The organism is Ochrovirga pacifica, assembly GCF_000220525.1.
In the GTDB taxonomy this organism is placed as follows: Bacteria; Bacteroidota; Bacteroidia; order Flavobacteriales; family Flavobacteriaceae; genus Ochrovirga; species Ochrovirga pacifica.
The window spans coordinates 1-26,007 of sequence record NZ_AFPK01000016.1; the positions used below are offsets into that span (position 1 = coordinate 1).

The window sequence follows — 26,007 nt, forward strand, 5'->3', positions numbered from 1 at the left end:
AGGTACATATTTATCAAAAATTCGTAACGATGCTAAAATTTTATCTGTGTTTTCTGCATAGATTTGAGACTGAATGTTAGATAACGTAGTAGCAGTTTCAAAAGTTCCTGTTTTAACAGATAAAATTGGTACTACATCCGACAATCCATCAATTAACCTAAGAATAGCTTTTTCAGGTTTAAGCCCCCCAGTAAGAACAATCCCTGCAATTTTAGGATAATTTTTAGAGATATTGGCCTGTAAAGCTCCAAGAATAATATCTGCTCTGTCACCAGGGGTTACCACCAAATAATTATCTACATAGGTTTCTAAATGGTTTCTTAGCTGCATAGCCCCCACACCATACGCACCAATAGGATTGTTTAATGCTGATTCTCCAAACAAAACTTCGGCATCTACTTCTCTTAAAATCTCGGCTACCGTGGGGTTTGATAATTTGTTAGAAAATGGTACAACAGCTTTTACGGTAGATGGAGAAACAATTCTTTCTAAGTGATTCTCTATAAGCTCCACATGGTTTTTATTGGCTTTGTTGATAATAACAGACAATACATTTACATCATTATTGATGAATTTATCGTACATCAACTTTGTATTTTCTACAACATCATTTACCGAAGCTCCTTTTCTTGCTTTGCTAATTAACAGTGCTGGAATTCCTAAATTTTTTGCGATTCTAACATTTAAATCCGATTCGTACGAAGTTGCATCTCCCTCAAAGTCGGTTCCTTCTACCAAAACGAAATCATATTTAGACTCCATCTGTTTGTATCGTTTAATGATGGTATCAATAACTTCTCCTTGTTTTCCTTGATTCATTTTAGCAATCACCTCTTTTCCTGTAAAAATGTAGGCATCATCGTAATGAATGTCTAAATCAAAATGAGAAAGTAGTGTTTCTATATGAAAATCTTTGTGCTTTTTGTCTTTGGTGATAATAGGTTTTAAATACCCAACTTTTGTTGTTTTTCCCAACAAGATTCTCATTAAACCTAGGGTTACAATAGATTTCCCACTATTGGAGTGCGATGCTGCAATGTAGATAGCTTTACTCATATGTTCGTTTAGATTTTAAAAACAAAAATAATTTTTTTATACCGCTAATTAGCTAATATAAATCATAGTTTTGGAGTTTATTTTTCTTGAATACAAATAACCATACAGTATACAAAAAAAAGACTGCCTTAACAAGACAGTCTTTTTTTTGTTTTAGCTGAAAATAGCTTATAATTTCTTTTTAACCTCTACAATTTCGTAAGATTCAATTACATCACCAATAGCAATGTCATTGTAATTTTTAATCTGAACCCCACAATCATATCCTTTTGTTACTTCTTTTACATCGTCTTTAAAACGTTTCAAGGCAGCCAGTTCTCCATCGTGGATTACAATACCATCTCTAATGATACGTACTTTAGAGTTTCTGGTAATTTTTCCTTGTACAACCATACAACCAGCAACATTACCAACTTTAGAAATTTTATAAACCTCTCTAATTTCAACGTTACCTAACAACTCTTCTTTAGTGTCTGGAGATAACATACCTTCCATTGCATCTTTTAAGTCGTTGATGGCATCGTAAATAATAGAGTATGTTCTAATATCAACTTCTTCTGTATCTGCTACTGTTCTTGCGTTTCCGGCTGGTCTTACATTAAATCCAACAATAATTGCATCGGATGCAGAAGCTAATAACACATCGGACTCGGTAATAGCTCCAACCCCTTTGTGTAGAATATTCACTTGAATTTCTTCTGTTGATAATTTTTGGAAAGAATCTGTTAATGCTTCTACAGAACCATCTACATCTCCTTTTAAGATAATATTCAACTCCTTGAAATCTCCTAAAGCAATACGACGACCTATTTCGTCTAATGTTAATGTTTTTTGTGTTCTTACAGATTGTTCACGTTGTAATTGAGAACGTTTAGAAGCAATTTGTTTGGCTTCTCTTTCATCTTCAAACACATTAAATTTATCTCCTGCTTGCGGTGCTCCGTCCAATCCTAAAATAGAAACTGGAGTTGATGGTGGTGCTATATCTACATTTTTACCACGCTCATCAAACATCGCTCTTACTTTACCTGAGTGTTTACCTGCTAAAATATAGTCTCCAATTTTTAACGTTCCTGCTTGTACCATAATGGTAGAAACATATCCACGTCCTTTGTCTAACTGAGCTTCTACAACAGTACCTATGGCCGGTTTGTTAGGATTTGCTTTTAATTCTAAAATTTCAGATTCTAAAATTACTTTTTCTAACAACTCTTCTACTCCCTGACCTGATTTTGCTGAGATTTCTTGACACTGGTATTTTCCTCCCCAATCTTCAACCAGCATGTCCATACTTGCCAACTGTTGTTTTACATTATCTGGATTGGCTGTTGGCTTGTCTATTTTGTTCAACGCAAAAACTATAGGAACTCCTGCTGCTTGTGCGTGACTGATTGCTTCTTTTGTTTGAGGCATTACATCATCATCTGCAGCAATTACAATAATTACCAAATCCGTTACTTGCGCTCCACGAGCACGCATAGCTGTAAAGGCTTCGTGACCTGGTGTATCTAAGAATGCTATTTTTTGACCTGATTCTAAGGTTACACCATATGCTCCAATATGCTGTGTAATTCCTCCTGATTCTCCTGCAATTACATTTGCATTACGAATATAATCCAGTAAAGAAGTTTTACCATGGTCTACGTGCCCCATAATGGTAATGATTGGAGCTCTTTCTTCTAAATCTTCTTCTTTATCTTCCTCTTCAGCAACTGCTTCTTCTACTTCAGCACCTACAAACTCTACTTCATAATTAAATTCTTCTGCTACTATCTTTAAAGTCTCTGCATCCAAACGTTGATTCATCGTTACCATCATTCCTAACATCATACAAGTAGAAATAATATCAGTAACAGCCACCCCCATCATAGTAGCAACCTCACTAACAGTTACAAACTCAGTAACTTTTAGCACTTTGTTTTCTAGCTCTTCTTGTGCTTGTGCATCTTCTGTTTGCTGACGGTGTAAATCTCTCTTTTCTCTACGATATTTAGCACCTTTATTCTTTTTAGATTTTCCTTGTAACCTTTCTAAAGTCTCACGTACTTGTCTTTGTACTTCTTCTTCTGATGGTTCTTCTTTGGTAATAGGTTGTGAATTAAATCTACCTCTTTGCCCTGGTCTTTGGTTTCTATTACCTTGTCCTGGCCTTTGTTGATTTCCCCCTGGTCTATTCTGACCTCCTGGACCTCTATTGTTACCTCCTTGACCTTGGTTTCTGCTATTTCCTTGGTTTTGGTTGTTATTTCCTGTACCAGGTTTAACAATTCTCTTACGTTTCTTTTTAGGATCGTTTGTATTGTTATTGGTTTTAGGATCTGGTTTCTTTTTCTTAGGTCTTTCAAATTGCTTTAAGTCAATTTTAGTTCCTGTAAGTTTTGGTCCTGATAACTTTTTATACTGCGTTTTAATTGCTTCTGGTTCTCCTCCCTCTTCAGGGTTGTTTGCATTTGGTGTTGCAGCTTTAGAAGCCGTTTCTTGTGCAGTATTGGTTTTGGCTGCAGGTTTTGGGTCTATTGGGTGTGGTTTGGCTGTTTCAGCTTTTGGCTGTACTGGCTTTACCTCCTTTTTCTCCTCTTGCTTAGGACTCTCTTTTACTGGTTCTTCCTTTTTTACTGGTTCGGCTTGTTTTACAATTTTTAGCCCTCCCAATTTAGGTGCACTCGCTTTAATGATTCCTGATTCTTCCTTTTTTGGAGCTTCCTCAGTTTTTTCTGTGGTTACTTTTGGCTCTTCTACTTTAGGAGTTTCGGTCTGGGTTGTTTCAGACTTAGATGAAGCAGGTTTTTCTTCTTCTTGTTTGTCAGCAGTAGATGTATTGGTATTTAAATCTATCTTTCCTACTGTTTTTACCTCTAGTCTTTCAGCTTTAGCTTTTAACACTCGATTTCTTTCCTCTTCCTCTTTACGTCTCTTTTCTTCTAATGCCAAGCGTAGCTCTTCTTTCTCTTTTCTTTTTTCCTCTCCTACCTCTTTAGAAACTGCTTTTTTTTGTGCATCGGTTTGGAATCCATCTAAAAGAATTTGATACTCTTCATTAGAGATTTTTGTGGTCGGACGTGCTTCTATCTCAATTCCTTTTGAGGAAAGATGTTCTACCGCTCTATCCAACGATATGTTTAACTCGCGTAAAACTTTGTTAAGCCTTAATATTTTGCTTACAGACATATATAATTTTTACTTTTTTTTGTTTTAAGAAGATATTTTGATTGGTTTGGGTTTATCTATCAAATTCTTCTTTTAAAATTCGTTGAACCTCAATGATGGTTTCTTCTTCCAAATCGGTTCTGCTCACTAATTCAGCAACATTCTTTTCAATCACACTTTTAGCGGTATCCAATCCTATGCTTCTGAACTCGTCAATAATCCAAGATTCTATTTCATCAGAAAACTCTGTCAACTCTACGTCTTCATCATCTTCTGCTCCTTCTCTTAACACATCAATTTCGTAACCTGTTAACTGAGTGGCCAAACGGATGTTTACTCCGTTTCTACCAATTGCTTTTGATACTTCTTCTGGTTTTAGATATACCTCTGCTTTTGGTTTGTTTTCCCCTTCGGCTTCAAAGATATCTATTTTTACCACTTTAGCAGGGCTTAAAGCTCTAGAAATATACAATTGAGGGTTTTTTGTGTAGTTTACTACATCAATATTCTCATTTCCTAACTCACGAACTATTCCGTGAATTCTAGAACCTTTGATTCCTACACATGCTCCAACAGGATCAATTCTATCATCATAAGAGTCTACGGCTATTTTTGCTTTCTCTCCAGGAATTCTTGCTACTCCTTCAATTGTAATCAATCCATCGTAGACTTCTGGAATTTCTTGTTCAAACAATTTAGACAAGAACTCCGGTGCTGTTCTAGACAAGATAATCGCAGGTTTGTTCCCTCTTAACTCTACTGTTTTTATTATTCCTCTTACTGCATCTCCTTTTCTAAAAAAGTCTGAGCGAATTTGTTCGCTTTTTGGCAATACCAATTCGTTTCCATCTTCATCTAACAGAATCACAGCATTGTGTTTAATGTGGTGAACTTCTGCAGAGTACAAATCTCCTTCTAATTGCTTGAACTTTTTATATAAGTTGGTGCTATCGTGCTCATATATCTTGGAAATTAGATTTTGACGTAAGGCTAAAATTGCTCTTCTTCCTAGTTGGTGCAATTTAATCTCTTCTGAAACCTCTTCTCCTACCTCAAAGTCAGGTTCAATTTTTCTAGCTTCAGCCAATTCGATTTCTTCATTATCGTCTTCAGACATTCCATCTTCAACTACCACACGGTTTCTCCATATTTCTAAATCTCCCTTGTCTGGGTTTACAATAATATCAAAGTTATCATCTGATCCGTATTTTCTCTTTAAGGCAGCTCTAAAAACCTCCTCTAAGATAGACATCAACATCACACGATCTATATTCTTATCTTCTTTAAATTCAGAAAACGAATTGATTAAATCTATATTTTCCATTTAACTAAATACTATTTTTACTTTTGCTTCCTTTATATCTTCATAAGGTAGGGTTGCTGTATGACTTACAGTTACTTTTCCTTTTCCAACGGTTTTTTGTTCTCTTGTTTGCCAAGCCAATTCAATTTCATTTTCAGTGGCTTTGATCAGTTCTCCTTCGTACTTTTTTTCTTCAGTACGCACTTTTAATGTTCTCCCTATATTTTTTAAATATTGCCTTTTCATTAACAAGGGTTTGGCAATGTCTGGAGTAGCGACTTCTATGCTATAATCCTCTTCTTCTCTGTCCAAACTGTTTTCTACAAAACGACTGATACGTATGCATTCGTTTAGTGGCACTCCTTGGTCTCCATCAACTGTAACCGAAATTTTATTATCTGAATTGATTTGCAAGTCCACTAAAAACAAAGACGTATTTTCTTCTATAGCTAAATTGACAAGATTTTCGACTTTATTTTTGTCCATATATGTGTATAAAAAGTGGGGCTAAAAGCCCCACTAATTCTCTTTTCAAATATTCCACTGCAAATATACGAGTTTTTTCTTGATATACAAGAATTAACATCTTCTGTATTTTGGTATATTTTTTATCTTTTTTACTTTAACTCTAATTGTTGAATTTTAGAATAGTTTTTTCCTCTTACTTCTTCAAAATCCGCTAACAATTCTTTTACCAATGCTGGCTTATCTTCTGCTACATTTTTAGTCTGGCTTAGATCCTCTTTTAGGTTGTAAAGTTGAATTTCTTTTGCGTTCCCTAATTCAATATTTACTTTTTCATTTACTGCAGGTCCTTTGTATGCTGGAATCATAATCCAGTCTCCTTTTCTTAAAGCAGTTCTACTAGTTGCTTCAATAATTAAAGATTCACGTCCTTCGTTAGATTTTCCTAACAACACATCTAATACGTCTTTACTGTCTGTTCCTTCTACAGTTCCTCCTACTAAATTAGCCATAGAACTCAACAAATCCATTTGACACACCAAAGCATCGGATACTTTTGGTTGAATATGTCCTTTCCAATAAGTAATAAATGGCACTCTTGTTCCTGCTTCAAACAAACTGTACTTTCCTCCTCTTAAGGCTCCTGCTGGTTTGTGGTTCCCTAATTTCTCTACAGCATCGTCGTTATATCCATCGTTTAAAACAGGTCCATTATCACTAGAAAATACAATTAGTGTGTTTTCTAACAATCCTTCTTCTTCTAACGTTTTTACAAATTCTCCTACAACCCAATCTGCTTCTAGAATTACATCTCCTCTAGGTCCTAATCCTGATTTGCCTACAAAACGTGGATGCGGTGTTCTTGGCACGTGCGGTTGTTGCATAGCATAGTATAAAAAGAACGGATTTTGTTTGTGTTCCTTTACATAAGCTTTAGCTTTTGCTAAAAAGTGATCAGCCATGTCTTCATCTTTCCATTTTGCTTTTTCTCCTCCTTTCATGTAACCAATCCTTGGAATACCATTAACAATTGTATTGTTGTGACCGTGATGCCATTTCATTCTCGTTAACTCTGGGTTGTCTTTTCCGGTTGGTTGTCCATCAAAGTTATTTTTATAATCTACTTCAATCGGATCATTAGGATCTAATCCTACAACCGTTCCGTTTTCTATATATACCGTAGGTACTCTATCTTGTGTTGCTGCCATAATATATGCAGAATCAAAACCTACTTCGTTTGGTCCTGGAGAAATATGTTCGTTCCAGTTTACATGTCCTGTTCCCAATCCTAAGTGCCATTTCCCTACTATTCCTGTATCGTAGCCTTGAGCTTTAAACATTTTTGGCAATGTTTGTTGCTCAGTAGTAATTAACAAAGGTGCCGTTCCTGGTAATATTTTCGCATTTTCGTTTCTCCAAGGATATACTCCTGTTAGCAAAGCATATCTACTAGGAGTACAAGTTGCCGATGATGCATAAGCATTGGTAAATTTTACTCCGCCATTGGCCAATTTATCAATATTAGGAGTTTGCAAAGCTGTAGCTCCATAAGAACTTAAATCTCCATAACCTAAGTCATCTAAATAAATAATAACTACATTGGGCTTCGTTGCTTTATGTGTTTCTTGTGGCTTTTCTTTTTGTTTTTCATTTTTACAAGACACCGTTCCCAGCAGAGTAAAAACTGCCAATCCCGACAACATGATTTTTTTTAAGTTCATTTTATAAGTGTTTAATGTTTTATTGTTCACGAATTTATAAAATATCGTTAAGGAGAACTGTTGTTCTTAAGGTTTTTTATAAATTATTTGTTTTATTTTTATCTAAATCTCAACCTAGGTAACAAAGCATCTTTTTCTAAAACTTTTTGAGCCTTTCCTTGGTATTTGTTGTTTTTGAAAAGAACATTCTTAGATGCTTGTACTCTAATCGCTGGGTTTTGCGGGTAAAGCATTGGAAAAGTTCCTGAATTCAAAATAGTATTTCCTGAAAAAATCAATCCATCGGTATTGGTTAATTGTAGTATCAGGTTATCGAATTGGTTAAACGTGTTGTTTTGAATTACTATATTTTTAAATGCGATGTTTTCATTATCATCATCAGTTGCAAAACGAATTACACCTCGGTCAAATCCACTATGTTGACAATCCTGAAACACATTGTTTTCTATTGTAATGTTTGCTCCATTTCCTGATTCATACCAATGACCACTTTCTACAGGAATTAAAATTGCCTCCATTTCGGTGCTAAAAAAATTGTTCCTAACCGTGGTTTTTATAGGGGTAGAAATCAATAGTCCCCTTGCTCTATTGTTGCTAATTATGCAATTTTCTACCAATACTTCTGGATACGCATCCAAATTCTCTATCAAATCTCCTGTTTGCACCTGTTTTGGCAATGGTTCATTAAACTCAATAATTTGATAACGACTGTTGATGTATTGAATTTTTTTAATACTTAATTTGTGATACGGAAAAAATGACGTTGACAATCGAACCAAACCTATGGCATCATTTTCTTTTCCAATAGGAAATCCTTGTTGTTGCGAATGTCCCATTCTTACTCCAATACGATGTGCGTCTAAAACATCTACTATTTTTTGATAAGTACCATGCACATTCATAGCATCGTCTAGCTGATTGCTAAAGGTAGAGTTTCTTAACACAACTTTTCCTCTACACCCTACAAAATGTGTTGCATCTGCTGTGGTAGAAACCATTCTGCCATGTGATGGAATGATATTAAAGTTATCCAGAATAAGTTCCGAAGAGTTTTCTGCAATCAAGCCCATTCCTCCCGCATGATGAATGTTGACATTGGTCCCCTTGAATCCATCCGTAAAAGTAAGCCTAAAAGCAGGAGCCATTCTGTTTGCACTTTGATTACCTTTGCTTGTTAATACAGATCCTACAGGTGGTAATTTTTTTTTGTGATGAAACACACGCACCAAACCTGGCTTTAACTCTTCTACATACAAGTTGTTCTCTCTACCTAAAACTCCAAAAAATTTAGAACGATGATCGTATTCGTACTTGTATTTTATGTGTTCTAAATTTCTTGATATTTTTGTTTTTTTAGACATGCTTAGCCCTGTATAATTTTCAGTATCAAACAAAATTGCTTTTCTTTTAGGATCATATAAAATGGTTTGTCCTAAAGTGTGCTCGTAATATTCTTTAATAAAGTACAACTGTCCATTTCTAATTTCATACGGATAGTCGTTGGTAATAGACATATCAAAAGTTTTGTTTTTTTCATCAATAGCTACAATGGTAGATTCGCTATGGAAAGGAACTTCCCAATCAATGGTTAAATTTTTTACCTCAACATTTTGTGACTGATCTATTAAAAAAGGCACCATTTTTCCATGAAAAATAAACGTAGCTCCCTGTCCATCAATTGTTATGTTCTTAAAATTAAAAATAGGGAAAGCTGTTTTTACCATTACATCATCGTGATTAGAGATATAACAGAATTTTTCTAGCCCTTTTTCCGAATAGAAATGATACGTGCCTTTGTCAAATTTTAATTCACTAGAAACATTTTTATCTAATATCATTATTTGTTTTAGTACTGCCGGAGTTGCATCTTCTGCAATGTTTGTATGAAATTGAATGGTTTGTTTTTGTAAGTTGTTTGCCCATCCATTTATTGAAAACATCCAGCTAAAGCAAATCATTATTTTTACAAGTACCACGTAAAAGTTATTTCTAAAAGTCATTCTTAAAATGTATAATATTGATTAAGTACAAAGATTGTGCATTGATGCTCTTTTTCTATTCTTGATGGTAAATTAAGTGTCTTTGCAAGTAAAAAGGTTCATCTTTTTTGATGAACCTTTGAATAACAATAATTATAAACCAACATTACAGCGAAATACTGTATTTTTTAGAAAACTGAGAAGACTGAACATGAATCTTAATTTTCTTCTTTTTTTCTCCAATTTTTAAAACTCCCGTAGCAATTCCTGCCTCTGCTTTTACAGTCCCTACATTCATCAACTTAGCATCTCCTTCTATCTTAAAAGACACTTTTTCTGAATAATCAGGAACAATGGTTCCATTTTTATCAACAGCTGCTACGTATAAAAACAACACATCGTTTACGCCTGCTTCTGCTTTTCTTCCAGACTCGTCCAACCAAACTTTCAAAGCAACAGGTGCTTGCGGAGTCATCACTTTGGTAGTGGCTGCTTTTTTTCCTTGTTGATATGCTACTGCCTTTAAAGTTCCTGGTGTAAATGATTTCATTTGAAAGGTAAACGGAGGATGCTGTAATCGTGTTGCATTTTTGTCTCTATCTGGTTTTTGTTTTGCAATTAGTTCTCCGTTTAAATACAGAGCTACCTCATCGTAATTTGAATATACTTTTACAGCTAAAGGAGATTTTTCATTCCAATAAGAAGCAATTTTTAAGACTCTACCGTCTTTTACATCTCGCTGACTTTGGTAAAAATCGTATGCAAATTTTGGCAAACGGAACACATCCATCAATCCAGATTTTTCAATGTCTGGATGGTATCCTCTGTTGTAATCGTACATTACCCAATAACTATCAGAATACGCTTTGGTGCCTAAATTATCATGATGTGCTTCTTGTACATTGTACGCTTGTCTTAACATACGTTCTTCTCCGTTGGCTCTAGACTGTCGGCTACTGTATTCATCACGCATTTCGTTAGGCAAATTATCTTGATTTAGTCCTGCGTTTTTAGAATAATATTCCCAGTCTCCGTACTCCGAAACGGAATAAGGCTGTCCTTCTTTTAACGCATGCGGATGTAAAATTCTATGTTGACGAGCTTGCAAGTAAATATCGTATACATCATCCATCCAACCACAAGAGTAAACGTTTTCTCCTGGATATTCTTCGTGCACAATTTTATTTAACTCTTCCATAAAAAAGATAGGCATTTTAGTTTCGTTTAACGACACTTCCCAAGCCAAAACAGAAGGACGATTGCGGTCTCTTCTAATCAATTGTTTTGCTGATGTATAACAATAATTTCTAAAATCATCTGCATCTTTGTAAAATTGCCAACCTAAAATAGCATCTATCACCACAATCCCCAACTCGTCACACGCATCCATAAAGGAAGGAGCATGTGGATAGTGAGACAAACGAATGTAATTAAACCCACCTTCTTTAATTTTTTTTGCATCACGGTACTGTGCGTTATCAGACATTGCATACCCCACAAAAGGATATTCTTGATGTCTATTTACCCCTCTTAGAAATGTCTTTTTTCCATTGATGTACAGTTGCTCGCCTTTAAAAGTAAAAACTCTAATTCCAATACGTTGCTCTTGCATTTCTACCAAAGTTCCATTTTTGTACACCTGAGTTTGTAAAGTATATAAGTTTGGTGTTTCTGGAGACCAAAGTTTTGCATTTTTTACTACTATCTGAGTCGTTTGCTCAGTATCCTTATTTGCTTCTAGGTTGATTTTTTTGCTTTCAGAACCTATTTCTTTTCCTTTAAAAAACAAGGTGTTTTTCACCTCAACAATAGCTTTGTTTTTGCTACTGTTTACCACATGTGTTTTTACCTTTACCAAAGACGCTTCCTCTTTCACTTTTGGATAACTAACAAAAATACCTCCTCCTGCAACTTTGTTTGCAATGGCTGCATGAGAAATATGTACTTCATCTTTTATATACATCCATGCATTCCTATACAAACCTCCAAACATGTTAAAATCCAAACGTTTTAAGGGTTTAGGTCCTGTGGTTAGATTGTCTGTATTGTCTAAGCGTACTGCAATTACATTAGACCTTCCTTTTTCCACAAAATCGGTTACATCTACAACCACAGGCAAATACCCTCCCTGGTGTTTGTTTACTAACATTCCGTTGATCCAGATTTTTGATGCATTCATAGCTGCCTCAAACTCTAACAACACTTTTTTTCCAGCCCCAAGAGCTGGGACTTCTAGTTTTTTTCGATACCAACAGATTCCTTGCCACTGATTGTTTACCACCAAAGGTTCTATATTAGCAGTATGTGGCAATGAAACTTGCTGCCAATGAAGATCATTAAAAGTTGTTTTCTCAAAACCAGCCTCTGACTGGTTCTTTTCCAGTTTGCTAAACTTCCAATCGTTATTAATTTTTATTTTAGAAAACTCCGATTTCTGAGCTAAAACCACTTGTGTGATTGCTAGTAAAAGTATGCTAATACTAGTTCTTAAAAATTTTACCATTTGTTTTTGTTTCTTCTTTTTTTAAATAAGCCTTATGTAACTTTTTAATTCTCCCTATCCCTATTTCTTCTCCTGCTTGCATCCTTGCATATTCTTTTGGTAACTCTTTCTTAATCCACTCTATCAGCTTGTAGCCTGGCACTGCTACAGGATGATATACATTGCTAACAGGAGTCATTTTTTTATCAAACTTTAAGGTTTCTTTTCTCAATTCCTCTATGATTTCTTGATACCTAGGGTCTCCTGCCAAATTGTGTAACTGATAAGGATCTTCTTTTAAATTATACAATTCTTCTACAGGTTTTCTTGGAGCAAAAAAGGGCTGTTGTGCTGCATTTAACTTTCCTTCTGCATACAGTTTACGCATGATATGAACAGCAGGTCTAAAAAACTCTAAATACCCTTGGTGTGCATCGTACGGAATTTCAGGTTTATCATTTCTAATATAAGACCAATCTCCAGACGTAATTGCTCTGGATTTTTCTTCTATTTCATCCCATAAATCACGTGCACCATACGTGTATTTTCTGTTAAACTTCTTACTGAAAATTGGCTGACCAGTCATAAAATTGGGTGTTGTAATTCCTGCATAATCCAATACTGTTGCTGTAATATCGGTAGCAGCAACTACTTGATTGTTTACTCTGCCTTTATTTTTACTTCTTGGATCTTTAATTAACAATGGGATTCTAAGTCCTGGATCTTGCAAATATCCTTTTCCTCTTATGTTGCAACGTCCATTGTCTCCTATAAAAATCACAATGGTGTTGTCTGCCATTCCTTTTTCTTCCAATTCTTTAAAAATCATTCCTACTTCATTATCCATATATTCTATCTGATCTAAATACTTTGCCCAATCTAATCGAATAGCTGGATGATCTGCCATATAAGGAGGCAATGTTAAGGTTGATGGATTTACAGGATGTGTAGATTTTTCTCTAATTTCTGTCCACCAATCTCCTCTATGCGTAACTTTTAATTGAATTTGTGCAAAAAAAGGTTGATCTTCTTTTTCAAATCGATCGTATTTGTCAAACAACCCAAATTTTGTATTTCCATCCCAAGGGCCAATAGCGTTGTGTTTAAAGTTTACATCTATTTTTCTCCCCAAAGTATACACTCCATGATGCCCTAAAATAGTAGTATATCCTGCATCTCTTAACAATTTTGTAAAAGGCGTAAACTGTTTATTTAAAGGCACATCTCTATTGCTTCTATGGTGATGTGTATTGGTTTTTACCTGATGGGTACCCAACATCATTGCAGATCGGCTAGGCGAACAAATAGGATTGGTTACAAATGCATTGTTAAAACGCACTCCTTCTGATGCCATTTTATTTAGGTTGGGGGTTTTTACATCGGGCATTCCGTAACACTCCAAATCAGTACTCATATCTTCTGCCATCAACCAAATTATATTAGGTTTTTCTTGAGCAGACAGCTGCAGAACCATTACAGCCGCAAAAATTGTCATCAGCTTTTTCATCACTTTATTCTTTAAACACACCTCCTGAAAACGGGAAATGTTTATTTTTTTCACTTTCTCTTTTTAAAATCCCTTCGGCTTGTGCTACAATTTCTGGATGTAGTGCTGATACGTCTTTGGTTTCTTGCATATCCGTTTCTAAATTATACAGTTCGGTATGGTAGTTATTTCCATAGCGAACTGCTTTCCATTTTCCTATTCTTGTAGCTTGCCTAAATCCTTTTACAGTAGGGCCTTCTTGTATTTCCCAATACAAAAACTCATGCCCTTTTTGTTTTTTTCCTAACAGTTCTGGCAAAATAGAAATTCCATCTATTTCTTTAGGTGCTGCAACTCCTGCAACCTCAGCAAATGTTGGTAAAATATCGTAAAAAGTAGCTGGAAATTGAGTGGTAGCTCCTGACCTAATTTTCCCTTCCCAATATGCAATCATAGGCACTCTAATTCCTCCTTCATACAAATCTCTTTTGTATCCTTTTAAACCTCCAGAACTATCAAAAAATCGATAACTATGGTGGTTTTCATTCGTAGGTCCATTGTCACTAGAAATCACAATCAAAGTATTTTCCAACTCACCGCTTTGTTTCAACTTATCAAACAATCTTTTTATTTGTGCATCCAACATGGTAATTCTAGCAGCATGTCTTCTTTCAATTTCTGGCCATTCTTCTATTTTATCTACATACAAATCTGTTTTGCTTAAAAAGAATTCGTGTGCGTGTGGAATTCTATAAGACATGTACAAAAAGAAAGGTTTATCGTCCGATTTTTTGTCTAAATATTCCAACGCAAAATTGGTTCTAAACTCATCCAAACATTTGTATTTGTTATAATTGTAAAAAATAGAATCTTGGTCGTTATTAACCCAATGCACACGTTCATCAATTTCATTTCCGTTTTTGTCTTCTCCCCATTGTTCTTGTACTGCATAATCAAAACCTCTTCCGTGAGCCCAAGTAGAAACATCTTCTGGTACACCTAAATGCCATTTCCCAATCATAGCAGTTTGATATCCTGCTGTTTGCAATACTTCAGCTACGGTTGTTTCTGATTTTTTTAACGCAACTCTATCCCATTTTTTTCCTTCCCATTTTCCTTTATTTCCGCGAATACTTAAATGTCCTGTGTGTTTTCCTGTCATCAATACTGCTCTAGAAGGAGAACAAACGGAAGTTCCGGCATAAAAATCAGTGAATTTCAATCCTTTTTTAGCAACCTCGTCCAGAAAAGGAGTTCTGATTGTTTTCTGTCCATAAGACCCTAACTCTCCATACCCTAAATCATCAGCCAAAAGAAAAATAATATTGGGCTTGTCTAACTTTTTCTTAGACTGTACCACTTTTGTTTCTTGCTTTTTGCCGCATGCTATTGCTAAAACAGCAAAGACTCCTAACCAAAACTTATTCATACAATTCATTGATTTCTTTTAATTGATGGGGTCCATAAGCTGGAACCGCTTTCTTTTCCCATTTGTTTAATTTGTTCTTTAACTTTTTTTCCATTCTAAGTCCTTGACCGGTTAAATCATGACTTTCTGTTGGGTCGTGGGCTATATTATACATCTGATATTTACCTGAGTGATACTTTATCATTTTCCAATCTCCTAACATAACCGATGCATATTGGTCTTCATAACTTCTAAATCCGTACAAAGCTCTTTTCTTTAAGGATTTTCCTTTTAACAAAGGCAGTAAACTTACTCCCTGAATCTGTTTGTCTTTACATTCTTTTCCAGAGGCAATTTCTATCAATGTTGGGTATACATCTATGGATTGTACAGGCACATCTGTTTCGGTATAGGCTTTGGTTACTCCTGGATAATGAATCATAAAAGGAACTCTTGCTCCTCCTTCGGCCAAAGTATCTCCTCCAGTTTTTCCTCCTCGCAATGGTGCGTTGGAGTACAATCCTCCTTGATCGGATAGAAGAATCACAACTGTATTGTCTGCAATTCCTTTGTCTTTAAGAGCTTTTCTTACTCTTCCAACCGACTCGTCCATCGCTTCTACCATTGCATGGTGCTCTGCATATTTTCCTGTAAACCCTGCATCTAAATATTTTTGCAGCAAATCTTTTCTTGCAACAGATGGACCGTGAACAGAATAGTACCAAAAGGTTAACATAAACGGATTTTCTCTGTCATAATTACTAATAAAATCTACCGCTCCGTCTGTTAATACATCGGTTAAATAATCTCCTTCCTTATAGTTTTTTAACACTTTATTTGGGTCTTCTTTAACTTTAAAAAACGGATAATAATAACTTTTGGGATGCCCTGCATCTGTGGTTCCAAACTCTGCATCAAACCCTTGATTGGTTGGGTAATGTCCTTTGTGACCTAAATGCCATTTTCCTATAAAATAATTGTAATATCCAAACTCTTTAAGTCTTTCTGCATAGGTAATTTCATCCAAAGGCAAATAATTAATTGAGGGCATTTGAACAGGATCTTTAGGCCATGTTCCATACTTTCCTTTAGGTCTGTCCTCATCTTCTTTTATATGTCTAACCATTTGCCCTCTTACCGCTTCTTTTCCTGTTAATAAAGAATACCTACTTGGACTACAGGTGGGGGTTGGAATGTAAGCTCTTTGAAAGTCTAAACTTTCTTTTTTTAGCTGATCTAAATTAGGAGTCTTAAACTCCTTATTTCTGTATCCCATATCCATCCAACCATAATCGTCTACAAACAACAAAACAATATTGGGTTTTTCTTGTGCGTTTACTGCTAAAGTTAGCATCAACAACAAAGCAAACAATACATTTTTTCTCATTTAATTCTAAGTGTTTTTACATTAATCCACAAACAAATGTAACCAAAACAGCACGCTAGAATGTCTTTTTGAGTTTAGCAATTATACGCAGGAGTACATATTTTTAAAATGCAAGTAAAATCCATCCTTATCTAAACACATCTCAAAACTTTATTGACTTTTATTGATTTCTTAATCTGCCTAAATTTTAGATTTCTTGTTTTTTAATACTTTTAAGCACATCAAAAAACTTAGAAAAAACAAGCAACTATGAAAGAGCAATTACTAGCACAAGTCTACCAACATCCACAATTATCTGCCTCTGATTTGAATAAGATCATAGCTGCTCATCAAAAGCTTTATTTTACTAAAGGAGATTTTATTTTAAAAGAGGGACAAGTTGCTAATAATTATATTATAATTCAACAAGGGTTGATGCGTTCTTTTGTATACGATTACAACGGAGACGATACTACTACCAACTTCTTCTGTGAGCATGAAATTGTAATAGAAGTTGCGTCTCTGTTTCAACGAACTCCGTCCAAAGAATACATACAGGCTCTAACGGATGGGGTGGGGTACCTAATTGATTTTGCTACCTTCCAAGATCTGTTTCATTCTATTGATAATTTTAGAGAATGGGGACGAGGATGGCTTTCTAATAGTTTGTTTGAGTTTAAACAGCGTTCTGTTTCTTTTATTAAAGACAGCGCTACAGACCGGTATCTAACCTTGCTAAAACAAAAGCCTAAAATCATTCAACAAGCTCCTTTAAAGCACATTGCCTCTTTTCTAGGGGTTACAGATACCTCATTAAGCCGCATTAGAAAATCTATCCATTCCTAAGTTTTTTTTATTTCTTGCCCTGTGACAAGTTTTTAACAATTTACCCGTGCTAATTTTGAACGTGTTCATCATTAAAACTTTTAAACTATGGCAGAATTGCAAGAATTTATGTTTCTTTTTAGGTATTCTCCTAACCTAGAACATACTCCTACGAAAGAAGAACTAGCTCAGCAAGAAAAAGACTGGGGAGCTTTTATAGGTAAAATGGCCGCACAGGCCAAATTGGTAAATGTATACCAACTAGATGTCCAAGGGGTAGTTCAACACTCAGACCTTTCAGAACCTGCTCAAATGTACGTTGCAGAAAACATGGCTGTAGGGGGGACTATGGTCGTAAAAGCCACCGACATTGCAGAGGCAGTAACACTTTCTAAGCTTTGCCCTATTTTTAAAATTGGCGGCTCTGTAGAAATTCATCCCATAATACCTATGTAAAACCTAATCTAACACAAAAAAAATGATAGCATACAGCATACTTTTTTTAGGGATTGGTTTTCTTATAGTGGCTTTTTTCAATACACACAAACTACAGTCCATTTGCATTGTTAAAAGTGTAGCCATTCACGGAAATCAAGAAGAAGTTTTTAAAATGGTAAAATACCTAAACAACTTCCCTAAGTGGTCACCTTTTTTAGCACAAGACCCCAAACAACAAATAAAAATTACAGGAACCGACGGAAACATTGGAGCCAAATACCATTGGGTAGGCAATCAAGGCAAAGATGTTGGTTTTCAAGTAATCAAACAAATCAATGAACCCAACACTATTGTTATGGAGTGTAACATTCAAAAACCTTTTAAGGCGAAACCTGTTTTTACCTACACTTTTACACCATTAGAACAAAATGTACAGGTGCAGCAAATGTTTCACTTAAAATCGGGAATGGTTGATGCCTTTTTTATGTGGATATTTGGGGTTAAAAAACAAATGGAAAACACTAACGAACAGGGATTGTCTTTATTAAAAAAAGCTATTGAAGAATAACAACTACTTGCTTTCTTTTCTTAACAAAAAAGCAGCTCTAAAAGCTGCTTTTTGTTCCTGTTTCGTAACTATCCCTATAATGTTTTACTACATAGTCAAAAGTGGTTTCTAAAACTTCTCCCATGCACTGACAGTTTTCAAACATGGGGTTTTTAGTATAAGCATACAAGTCTTTTTTTAATTGTTCTATTTTCTCTGGTGTAGAAATCTGATCTTTAAGCATGCAATTCACCAATTCTCGAATTCTTTTTTTTCCCAATAAAATTCTTTTTGCAATGGTAGATCGTTCTTCTTGTTTGTATTGCTCTATAGATTCTGTTCGTAAATTGTTGTGCACCATTTCTACATAATCTTTGTTTTCTTTTAAAAACTGAGGCATGTAAACTTTTAGCTTTCCTTCATAACATTGCTGATCAAAATCTATGGCTCTTATTCGATATCGTACTTGATCAAAATCGTGAGTAGGAACTACTACATAATTGTAAGATCTCATATCCCCTAACAAACGAACAATACATCGTTCGTTGAATTTTACATATTCTTTGGCTATTTGTTTTTGGGTTCTGATAGAATACGATTCCAAACCGTCTTGTATAAAGGTATCTCCGGGTATTCCCGAAATATGATCTTCTATCAACGTATCTTTGTAGACTAAAAAATTAATCCTGTTGGGCGATAACAAATGCTCTAACTCCAATCCATACACCCTAGAAGCATCTGCTTTTTTTATGTACATGTAGGTATAATTATCATTTAAGATATTCCTAACCTTAATACGAAAGGGTTTAGAGTTCCCAAAGGTACAATAGTCTACGGCATCAATATTTAAAAACGGAACCGAGGTATCCGATCCATCACCATGCAATATAGAATACACCTTTTTTAAATCTTTGTCTATACCTATACGTTCGTGTTCTGGATAATACACTCGCACCCACAAAGTATCGTCTCCGTTTTCATCATACACCTCTATGGCTCCAGAAAAGCGTAACAAATCTTCGTAAAATACAGGAATCAATACATTTCTATTGTAATTAGAAAGGTATTTGCTAAAAAAAGGCTGTATAGGATACGTAGGTTTTTTTTTAGAGATGTTTTCGTAAGGCTGTGTTCCCATATTCCTTATACATTTCTGTTTTTATCGTAGGGAATTCTAGAAAGCAAATATTTAATAGCGTTTACCCTAGCAAATGTTTTCTTATTTGCCTTTATAATTTTCCATGGCGCGTAGTCTGTGTGGGTTTTTTCAAACATTACTGTTTTGTACTTGGTATATTCATCCCACAATTCTTGTGCTTTTTCGTCTACAGGTGTTATTTTCCATTGTTTCAAAGGGTTCGATTTTATCTCTTCAAAGCGTTTGGCTTGTTCTTCTTTGCTAATAGACATATAAATTTTCACCAATTTTATTCCAGAATCGGTAATCATTCGTTCAAAGTCATTTACGTTAGACATAAAGCGGTTGTATTCTGCTTCGGTACAAAACCCATTAACAGGTTCTACCACTGCTCGGTTATACCAGCTTCTGTCAAAAAAAACAATTTCTCCTGCTTGTGGAAATTTATTTATATAACGCTGAAAATACCATTGTGTTCTTTCTTCTTCGGTAGGTTTGGGTAGGGCTACAATTCTAAAATGTCTTGGGTTGATTCGTTCTGTCATCCTTCTTATAGCTCCTCCTTTTCCTGCTGCATCTCTTCCTTCAAAAATTACAATCACTTGTTGATTTTTCTCAATCACTTCTTCGTGCATTTTAATCAACTCTTTTTGCAAACGCTTCAAGTTTTTTATATACGAAACGCTTTTAATCGCTTTTTGTATGCTTACGGATTCATCCGACAAAAGGGCTTGCAATCCTTTTTTACTATTTAGAATCTTAACATCTCTTGGGTTCAATTTTTCCATGGCATTAATCAATTTGGTAAGACGATCTAAAATAATGAGTTACTACGTTCGGGTCTGGAAACAATGCTGTTTTGGCTTCTAGTTTTCCATCATATGCAAATTTAGATAGTACATAACGGATGCTTTCTAGTCTTGCTTCTTGTTTGTCGTTTGTTTTTACAATTACCCATGGACTGTAAGTAGTATGGGTTTTGCTAAACATATTTTCTTTGTAAAAAGTATAGCGATCCCAAAGTTCTTGTCCTTTTTTATCTACTGGACTAAACTTCCATCTTTTTAAAGGATTTTGTTGTCTGGAGTTAAATCTTGCCAACTGTTCTTCTTTAGAGATAGACAACCAAAACTTTATAATAATCAAACCATCTTCATACAACATATGCTCAAATTCAGGTACTTGAGCCATAAATTCACTATACTGGGTTTCGGTACAAAAACCCATTACAGGTTCTACTACCGCACGGTTATACCAACTTCTATCAAAAAAAACAATTTCTCCTGGATTGGGCAATTCTTTAATGTACCTCATAAAGTACCATTGTCCTCTTTCTATATCGGTAGGTTTGTTAAGGGCTACCAAACGGGTAGATCTAGGATTTAAATGTTCCATAAACCTACGGATAGATCCTCCTTTTCCTGCTGCATCTCTTCCTTCAAATATAATAGCAACTCTTTTGTTATTGGCTTTTACCCATTGTTGCAGTTTCACCAATTCAATTTGCAATAATTTTAATTCTTTTTCGTACTTAATTTTATTCAAAATATCGGTTACATCAATTCCTTTTTCTGATAGCTTAGTCATCAATTCATTTCGGTTGCTAATAGAAAGTAAATCTTCTTCAGTCAGAATTTCTTTTTCAATCATGGATCCGTGTTTATCTTAATGGTCAGTAAATATACATATTCCATAATTTACAACATAGTTTCAATACTAGAATATATTGTACTTTTATAGCTTGTAAAATCCATTTTATGAAATTTTCAAGATTCAGCTTTGCTTGTTTCCTTTCTCTATACTGCCTTCAGTTGCAGGCACAAAAAACGGCCTACGAATTTGGTTTTATCTCCGATAACGATTTGTATGTTTCTTTCTTTTTAGACAAATATTACACCAATGGTTTAGAGCTTTTTTTCAACGTTGCTAGTACTTCTAAGCTTCGTAATTTCCCCAAAAGGGTTCGCACGCTAAGGGCGGGTCAAAAAATGTACAATCCGTATTTTTATGATGTCCCCGAAATCTACAAGCAAGATCGTCCTTATGCAGGATACGTGTATGCCAGTTACTTAGAAACTTTTGCCAATCCAAAACAATTAATTTCTTTTGGCTTAGAGGCAGGGTACACAGGTGCAAACACCAAGGCTAGAGAGGCTCAAAAGTTTGTACATCAATTTTACAACATACAAGAGTCTAACGGTTGGGATCATCAAGTAGATCAAACAATTGCCTTGGGAATTAAAGCCAACTTTACCCAAAACTTATACTACCATCCCGAAAAAAACATACAATTAGCGTTTGTCAACAAAGCACTGGTACACAGTATTCTTAGCAATGTTTCTTCGGGGGTGGGACTGAAAATTAATTTAGATGCACAGGCTAGTCTTAGCGGAATAGACAAGTCTTTGTTTTACAATACAGCAACCCATCATGGACAGGAAAGATGGAGCAGAGAGTGCTTTTTAGGAATCAAGTCACTAGCTACATATCAGTTTAAAGACAAAACTGTAACGGGAGATTTGGTGGGAGATTTTACCAACCCTAACTTTCATCTTACTCCATGGGTTTGGCATAACGACATTGGGTTCTATTGGTCTTTAAAGCACTGGAACATTAGTTACCACCAAATTTTCCACACAGCTAACGTCCAAAACTTAAAATCAGACTGGGTGCGTTACGGTAGTATTTACCTGTCTTACAAATTTTAACTCTTGTTTTTTTCTTCTATCCACTTAGACAGGTATTTGTAGCTTTTTAAGGTGTGATGTTGCAGCATACTTCCTACAAAGTTTTGCTGCCTGTAAGTTGATAGTTCCTTCTGCAAAACAGCAAATTGCTCTCGGAACAAAGGGGCTATTTTTTCTTTGCAAAAATTAGCTTGTAACACTTCAAGTCCTTTTTGTTGATACGTTTCCCATAAAGATTTGTTAGCATACAACGCCACCGCTTTTTCCACAAACTCTTCAGGAGCATCTGCAATCACTTGGTTGTAATCAAAAGTACCAAACATCCCTTCTGCTCCTATTGTTGTGGTTACAAAGGGAGTTTGTGCTTGCATTGCATCAATCAACTTTCCTTTTAGGCCTGCTCCAAACCTCAGTGGAGCCAAATTTACTCTTGCTTGTTGCATTACCGTAACTACTGCATCGGCTCGTCCATGCACTAAAAACCGCTCTGCTTCAGAGTGCAATTGAAATACTTTAGACGACGGATATGCTCCGTAAATATGCATACAGGTATCAGGCAATGCTTTTTTTAACAATGGCCACAATTCCTTCTTCAAATACAAAACCGCATCCCAGTTTGGGGCATGAATAAAGTTCCCTACAAACACAAAATCTTTTCTTTCTTCATACAGGGGTTTTATAGCTGTTTCTATAGTTACCATAAAAGGTACGTACCACAGCAAATACAAAGGCACTCCATATACTTCTTGCAAATACGTCATTTCATAAGTAGATATCGTCAACGTGGCATCACATCGGTAAATGCTTGCCAGTTCTCTTTTGGCTTCTTCGGTAAAAAGTACCCCTTTGGGCAATGCTTCTCCTTTTTTTACTGCTTTGGCTCTGGCTTTGCGTAAAAAGTGTAAGTCTTCAGAATCTAACAACCTTATAGCATCTGGACACTGCTCTGCAACTCGCCATCCAAATTGTTCTTCCATCAAAAACCGATCAAACAAAACTACAGAAGGGTTCAATGTTGTTATAAACGTATCAAAACTGGCATCGTTGGGCTGTATGGTTTTTGTTTCTACACCTAACTTTGTTAAGTCTTCTGCACTGGTTATAAAACTGGCAGCACAAGCAAACACAATCTTGTAGTTTTCTTGCAAAAACAAGTCTATCAACTGCAACATTCTACTCCCTGCAGCCGTTGCTGTAGGTTCTGGCCAAACATATCCTATAATTAAAAGTGATTGCATATCGCAAAAATATACAATCAACACTAGCTTTTTAGCTTTCCATATCTTAATTTTATGCAAGTTATGGAACCACTTAAAAACGCATACAATTCTTCTTTTTTCAATGCTTTTTTACAAGCTTTTAAAGAAATACAACCCCAAATAGATACTCCTGCTTTTTTACAGGCCATATTTACAGAGGCTTGGGAACAGATGGAATTAAAACAACGCATGCACCATATTACAGTGGTGCTACATTCGTTTTTATCGCAAGATTTTAGAGAGGCCATCCAACAAATCAAACAATTAATCCCTATTCTTAAAAAACACAAAATTGTAGGAGGGTTTGAATACCTTTTTCTACCAGATTACATTGCCACATACGGTACTCAATTTTTAGTAGAAAGTATGGCTAGCTTCGAAACAATTACTCCTTTTGTTAGTTGCGAGTTTGCCATCAGACCCTTTATCATGCAGCATCCTAAATATGTAATGGCAAAAATCAACGAGTGGACGTTTCATCCAAATCTACACATCCGAAGATTGGCTAGCGAAGGGTGTAGACCCAGACTGCCTTGGGCAATGGCTTTGCCAGAGTTTAAAAAAGACCCTGCTGTACTTTTGCCTATTTTAGAAAAACTACTCAACGACGACAGTCCTTACGTTCGCAAAAGTGTAGCCAACAACTTAAACGATATTTCTAAAGACCACCCTCTTATACTTATAGAATTTACCGAAAAACATTATGGCGAAACCGAAAAAACCGACTGGATTCTAAAACATGCCAACCGCAACTTACTAAAACAAGCAGAACCTAGAATTCTAAAAGTTTTTGGCTTTGGAAATACCACCCAAATCGATGTTCAAAATTTTAAACTCAGCACCCAAAAGGTAGCCTTAGGAGAGCATCTTTATTTTTCTTTTGATTTGGTCAACAACGCCAAAAAAACGCTTTTAGTCCGTTTGGAATATGCAGTATATTACCTTAAAAACAACGGAACATTGTCTAAAAAAATATTTCAAATAGGGCAAAAAGAGTTCCCACCATACAGCATAAATAAAATCAGAAAAAAACAACATTTCAAACCTATTTCTACCAGAAAATACCATTTCGGAACGCATCAAATTTCTGTCATTGCCAACGGTAAAGAGTTTGATATAATCCCTTTTCAATTGCATGAAACCTCTTAATTTAGATAGCATTTTAGACAAACGGCTAGACAAAGATTTTTTAATTCAACTTTTTCAAGAACAAACAGAAGTTCATAGTGCAGCCATACAACTTTCCCTAAGCAACCAACAACCGCAAGCTTGGAGGGCTACGTGGATTTTGGGGCATTGTACCACTAAAAACGATCAAAGAATCAGGCCTTTTATCAACAATTACCTTCAAATACTTAACAAACAAAAGGACGGTCACCAAAGGGAACTACTAAAAATTCTAGACAAAATGGATCTGGACGATGAGCAAGAAGGAAAACTTTTTGATGCCTGTATGTCTATTTGGGAAAACACCAACAAAGCTCCAGCAGTAAGGTATGTGGCTTATAAATTTATTCACAAAACCTGCGAAAAGTATCCTGAGCTACAAGAAGAGCTTTCTTTTATTTCACAACCTCATTATCTAGAAAATTTATCTCCAGGTATTAAAAAAATCATACAAAAACTTATCGGATAAAATCCCAACACCATCATGTCTACCACTATTTTTTATATAGGTACTTACACCCAAATGTTATCTCCCAACCTAGGGGGCAACGGACCAGGAATTTACACCATAGCACTAAACAACTACACAGGTGCCTTAACCATTTTACACACCACCTCTATAACCAATGCAGGATATTTGGTTAGAAACCAACAATACCTATACAGTGTGGTAGAAGTGCTCCCTGAACAAAATCCCAAAGTAGTCGCTTTTCAAATTCATCCCAAAGGGCGTTTACAAAAAATCAATCAACAGTCTATTAACGGTAGTTTGCCTTGTCATATCAACTATGCTCATCAAAGTATATTGGTAGCTTGTTATGGTTCAGGATCGGTACATCGGTTTCCTGTAAACTCTAGTGGGTGTATTTTGCCCCAAAGCCAACAATTCAATCACCAAGGTAGCAGTAGCAATAAAGAAAGACAAGAAGCTCCGCATGCACATCAAATAGCAATACACCCTAACCAACAAGATGTCTTAGTGCCCGATTTAGGAATAGATACGCTAAAGTCTTATCATATCCAAAAAGACCAATTGCTCTCCAACCCTACCAAAGATATCGCCATCCCTAACGGATACGGTCCAAGACATCTTGTGTTTCATCCTAACGGAACCAAAGCCTATCTAATCAACGAGCTAACAGCACAGGTTACCACACTTAGCCAAGAAAAGCATCAGTTTGTGGCCAAGCACCACCAACCCAGTTTACCCAAAACATTCAAACAAACTCCTAGTGCTTCTGCCATTCGTCACCACCCAACGCTTCCTTTTTTGTACGTGGCCAACAGAACACTAGAGGCCATTACTATTTACTACACTCAGCAAGACCAATTGGTCTTTGTAGACCATCTACTACTCAACGGAAAAACAGTCAGAGAGTTCAACATCACTCCCAACGGCAGCTGGCTCATAGCTTGTTTGCACGATTCTAATGATGTTTATGTATTTAGAATTTTAGCCAACGGTATGTTACAGCAAACATATCACACCAACCAAATACTAGCTCCTGTATGTGTTTGCTTCTAAACGCTACA

21 protein-coding genes are annotated in these 26,007 nt (G+C 35.6%); 7 read left to right on the top strand and 14 right to left on the bottom strand.

Annotation, left to right across the window (positions count from 1 at the left end; genetic code table 11):
- The 10 genes from FS85_RS0102585 to FS85_RS0102630 form a co-directional block, all read right to left on the bottom strand.
- The coding region (locus FS85_RS0102585) for a phosphotransacetylase family protein (protein WP_010134443.1) at nt 1-1,056 on the bottom strand (1,056 nt) is incomplete at its 3' end.
- Nucleotides 1,057-1,224: 168 nt separating this feature from the next.
- The gene (gene infB / locus FS85_RS0102590; protein WP_010134444.1) at nt 1,225-4,224 is read right to left on the bottom strand and encodes a translation initiation factor IF-2; all 3,000 of its coding nucleotides are present in this window, start codon (nt 4,222-4,224) and stop codon (nt 1,225-1,227) included.
- 52 nt (nt 4,225-4,276) lie between these two features.
- A complete protein-coding gene (gene nusA / locus FS85_RS0102595) occupies nt 4,277-5,527 on the bottom strand; it encodes a transcription termination factor NusA (RefSeq protein ID WP_010134446.1) in 1,251 nt (416 codons plus the stop codon).
- Nucleotides 5,528-5,992 (bottom strand): ribosome assembly cofactor RimP, encoded by a 465-nt coding sequence (rimP, locus tag FS85_RS0102600; RefSeq protein WP_010134447.1) that lies wholly within the window; start codon nt 5,990-5,992, stop codon nt 5,528-5,530. It lies immediately after the preceding gene.
- 131 nt (nt 5,993-6,123) lie between these two features.
- Entirely contained in the window at nt 6,124-7,692 is a 1,569-nt protein-coding gene (locus tag FS85_RS0102605; RefSeq protein ID WP_010134448.1) for a sulfatase family protein, read from the bottom strand.
- A gap of 98 nt (nt 7,693-7,790) precedes the next feature.
- Nucleotides 7,791-9,650 (bottom strand): right-handed parallel beta-helix repeat-containing protein, encoded by a 1,860-nt coding sequence (locus FS85_RS0102610; protein ID WP_010134449.1) that lies wholly within the window; start codon nt 9,648-9,650, stop codon nt 7,791-7,793.
- Nucleotides 9,651-9,837: 187 nt separating this feature from the next.
- A complete protein-coding gene (locus tag FS85_RS0102615) occupies nt 9,838-12,174 on the bottom strand; it encodes a glycoside hydrolase family 2 protein (protein WP_010134450.1) in 2,337 nt (778 codons plus the stop codon).
- The gene (locus FS85_RS0102620) at nt 12,152-13,660 is read right to left on the bottom strand and encodes a sulfatase family protein (protein WP_237706932.1); all 1,509 of its coding nucleotides are present in this window, start codon (nt 13,658-13,660) and stop codon (nt 12,152-12,154) included. Before FS85_RS0102620 ends, FS85_RS0102615 begins: the two co-directional genes overlap by 23 nt.
- 4 nt (nt 13,661-13,664) lie before the next feature.
- On the bottom strand, nt 13,665-15,068 hold the full coding sequence (locus FS85_RS0102625; RefSeq protein ID WP_010134452.1) for a sulfatase-like hydrolase/transferase: 1,404 nt from the start codon (nt 15,066-15,068) through the stop codon (nt 13,665-13,667).
- Complete coding sequence (locus tag FS85_RS0102630) at nt 15,061-16,434, bottom strand: sulfatase (RefSeq protein WP_010134454.1); 1,374 nt, start codon at nt 16,432-16,434, stop codon at nt 15,061-15,063. Before FS85_RS0102630 ends, FS85_RS0102625 begins: the two co-directional genes overlap by 8 nt.
- Nucleotides 16,435-16,683: 249 nt before the next feature.
- Between FS85_RS0102630 and FS85_RS0102635 the strand changes: the two genes are divergently transcribed.
- From FS85_RS0102635 to FS85_RS0102645, 3 genes are all read left to right on the top strand, one after another.
- Nucleotides 16,684-17,259, top strand: coding sequence for a Crp/Fnr family transcriptional regulator (locus tag FS85_RS0102635; RefSeq protein ID WP_010134455.1), 576 nt, complete (start codon nt 16,684-16,686; stop codon nt 17,257-17,259).
- Nucleotides 17,260-17,346: 87 nt separating this feature from the next.
- Nucleotides 17,347-17,694 carry a YciI family protein gene (locus tag FS85_RS14990; RefSeq protein WP_010134456.1) on the top strand — a complete coding sequence of 116 codons (348 nt, stop codon included), beginning with the start codon at nt 17,347-17,349 and terminating at the stop codon, nt 17,692-17,694.
- A 22-nt stretch (nt 17,695-17,716) separates the two neighbouring features.
- Complete coding sequence (locus tag FS85_RS0102645; protein ID WP_010134457.1) at nt 17,717-18,244, top strand: SRPBCC family protein; 528 nt, start codon at nt 17,717-17,719, stop codon at nt 18,242-18,244.
- A 37-nt stretch (nt 18,245-18,281) separates the two neighbouring features.
- On the opposite strand, the gene FS85_RS0102650 is transcribed toward FS85_RS0102645, so the two are convergent.
- Genes FS85_RS0102650 through ppk2 (FS85_RS0102660) form a run of 3 tightly spaced genes read right to left on the bottom strand, consistent with a single transcriptional unit; the run spans nt 18,282 to nt 20,948 of the window.
- Nucleotides 18,282-19,361 (bottom strand): hypothetical protein, encoded by a 1,080-nt coding sequence (locus FS85_RS0102650; protein WP_010134458.1) that lies wholly within the window; start codon nt 19,359-19,361, stop codon nt 18,282-18,284.
- A 5-nt stretch (nt 19,362-19,366) separates the two neighbouring features.
- Nucleotides 19,367-20,149, bottom strand: a complete 783-nt coding sequence (gene ppk2, locus FS85_RS0102655) for a polyphosphate kinase 2 (RefSeq protein ID WP_010134459.1) — start codon at nt 20,147-20,149, stop codon at nt 19,367-19,369.
- Nucleotides 20,150-20,153: 4 nt separating this feature from the next.
- Nucleotides 20,154-20,948, bottom strand: coding sequence for a polyphosphate kinase 2 (gene ppk2, locus FS85_RS0102660; RefSeq protein WP_237706933.1), 795 nt, complete (start codon nt 20,946-20,948; stop codon nt 20,154-20,156).
- A 170-nt stretch (nt 20,949-21,118) separates the two neighbouring features.
- Between ppk2 (FS85_RS0102660) and FS85_RS0102665 the strand changes: the two genes are divergently transcribed.
- Entirely contained in the window at nt 21,119-22,069 is a 951-nt protein-coding gene (locus tag FS85_RS0102665) for a lipid A-modifier LpxR family protein (RefSeq protein WP_010134461.1), read from the top strand.
- Here the strand turns inward: FS85_RS0102665 and FS85_RS0102670 are convergent.
- Complete coding sequence (locus FS85_RS0102670) at nt 22,066-23,286, bottom strand: glycosyltransferase (protein WP_033194531.1); 1,221 nt, start codon at nt 23,284-23,286, stop codon at nt 22,066-22,068. The two genes, FS85_RS0102665 and FS85_RS0102670, sit on opposite strands and share 4 nt — an antisense overlap.
- 63 nt (nt 23,287-23,349) lie before the next feature.
- Between FS85_RS0102670 and FS85_RS0102675 the strand changes: the two genes are divergently transcribed.
- From FS85_RS0102675 to FS85_RS0102685, 3 genes are read left to right on the top strand one after another with little or no spacing between them, the layout of a single operon-like run.
- Entirely contained in the window at nt 23,350-24,456 is a 1,107-nt protein-coding gene (locus FS85_RS0102675; RefSeq protein WP_029489216.1) for a DNA alkylation repair protein, read from the top strand.
- Nucleotides 24,443-24,943 (top strand): hypothetical protein, encoded by a 501-nt coding sequence (locus tag FS85_RS14995; protein WP_010134465.1) that lies wholly within the window; start codon nt 24,443-24,445, stop codon nt 24,941-24,943. Before FS85_RS0102675 ends, FS85_RS14995 begins: the two co-directional genes overlap by 14 nt.
- A gap of 15 nt (nt 24,944-24,958) precedes the next feature.
- Complete coding sequence (locus tag FS85_RS0102685) at nt 24,959-25,999, top strand: lactonase family protein (protein ID WP_010134466.1); 1,041 nt, start codon at nt 24,959-24,961, stop codon at nt 25,997-25,999.
- The last annotated feature ends 8 nt before the right edge of the window (nt 26,000-26,007 follow it).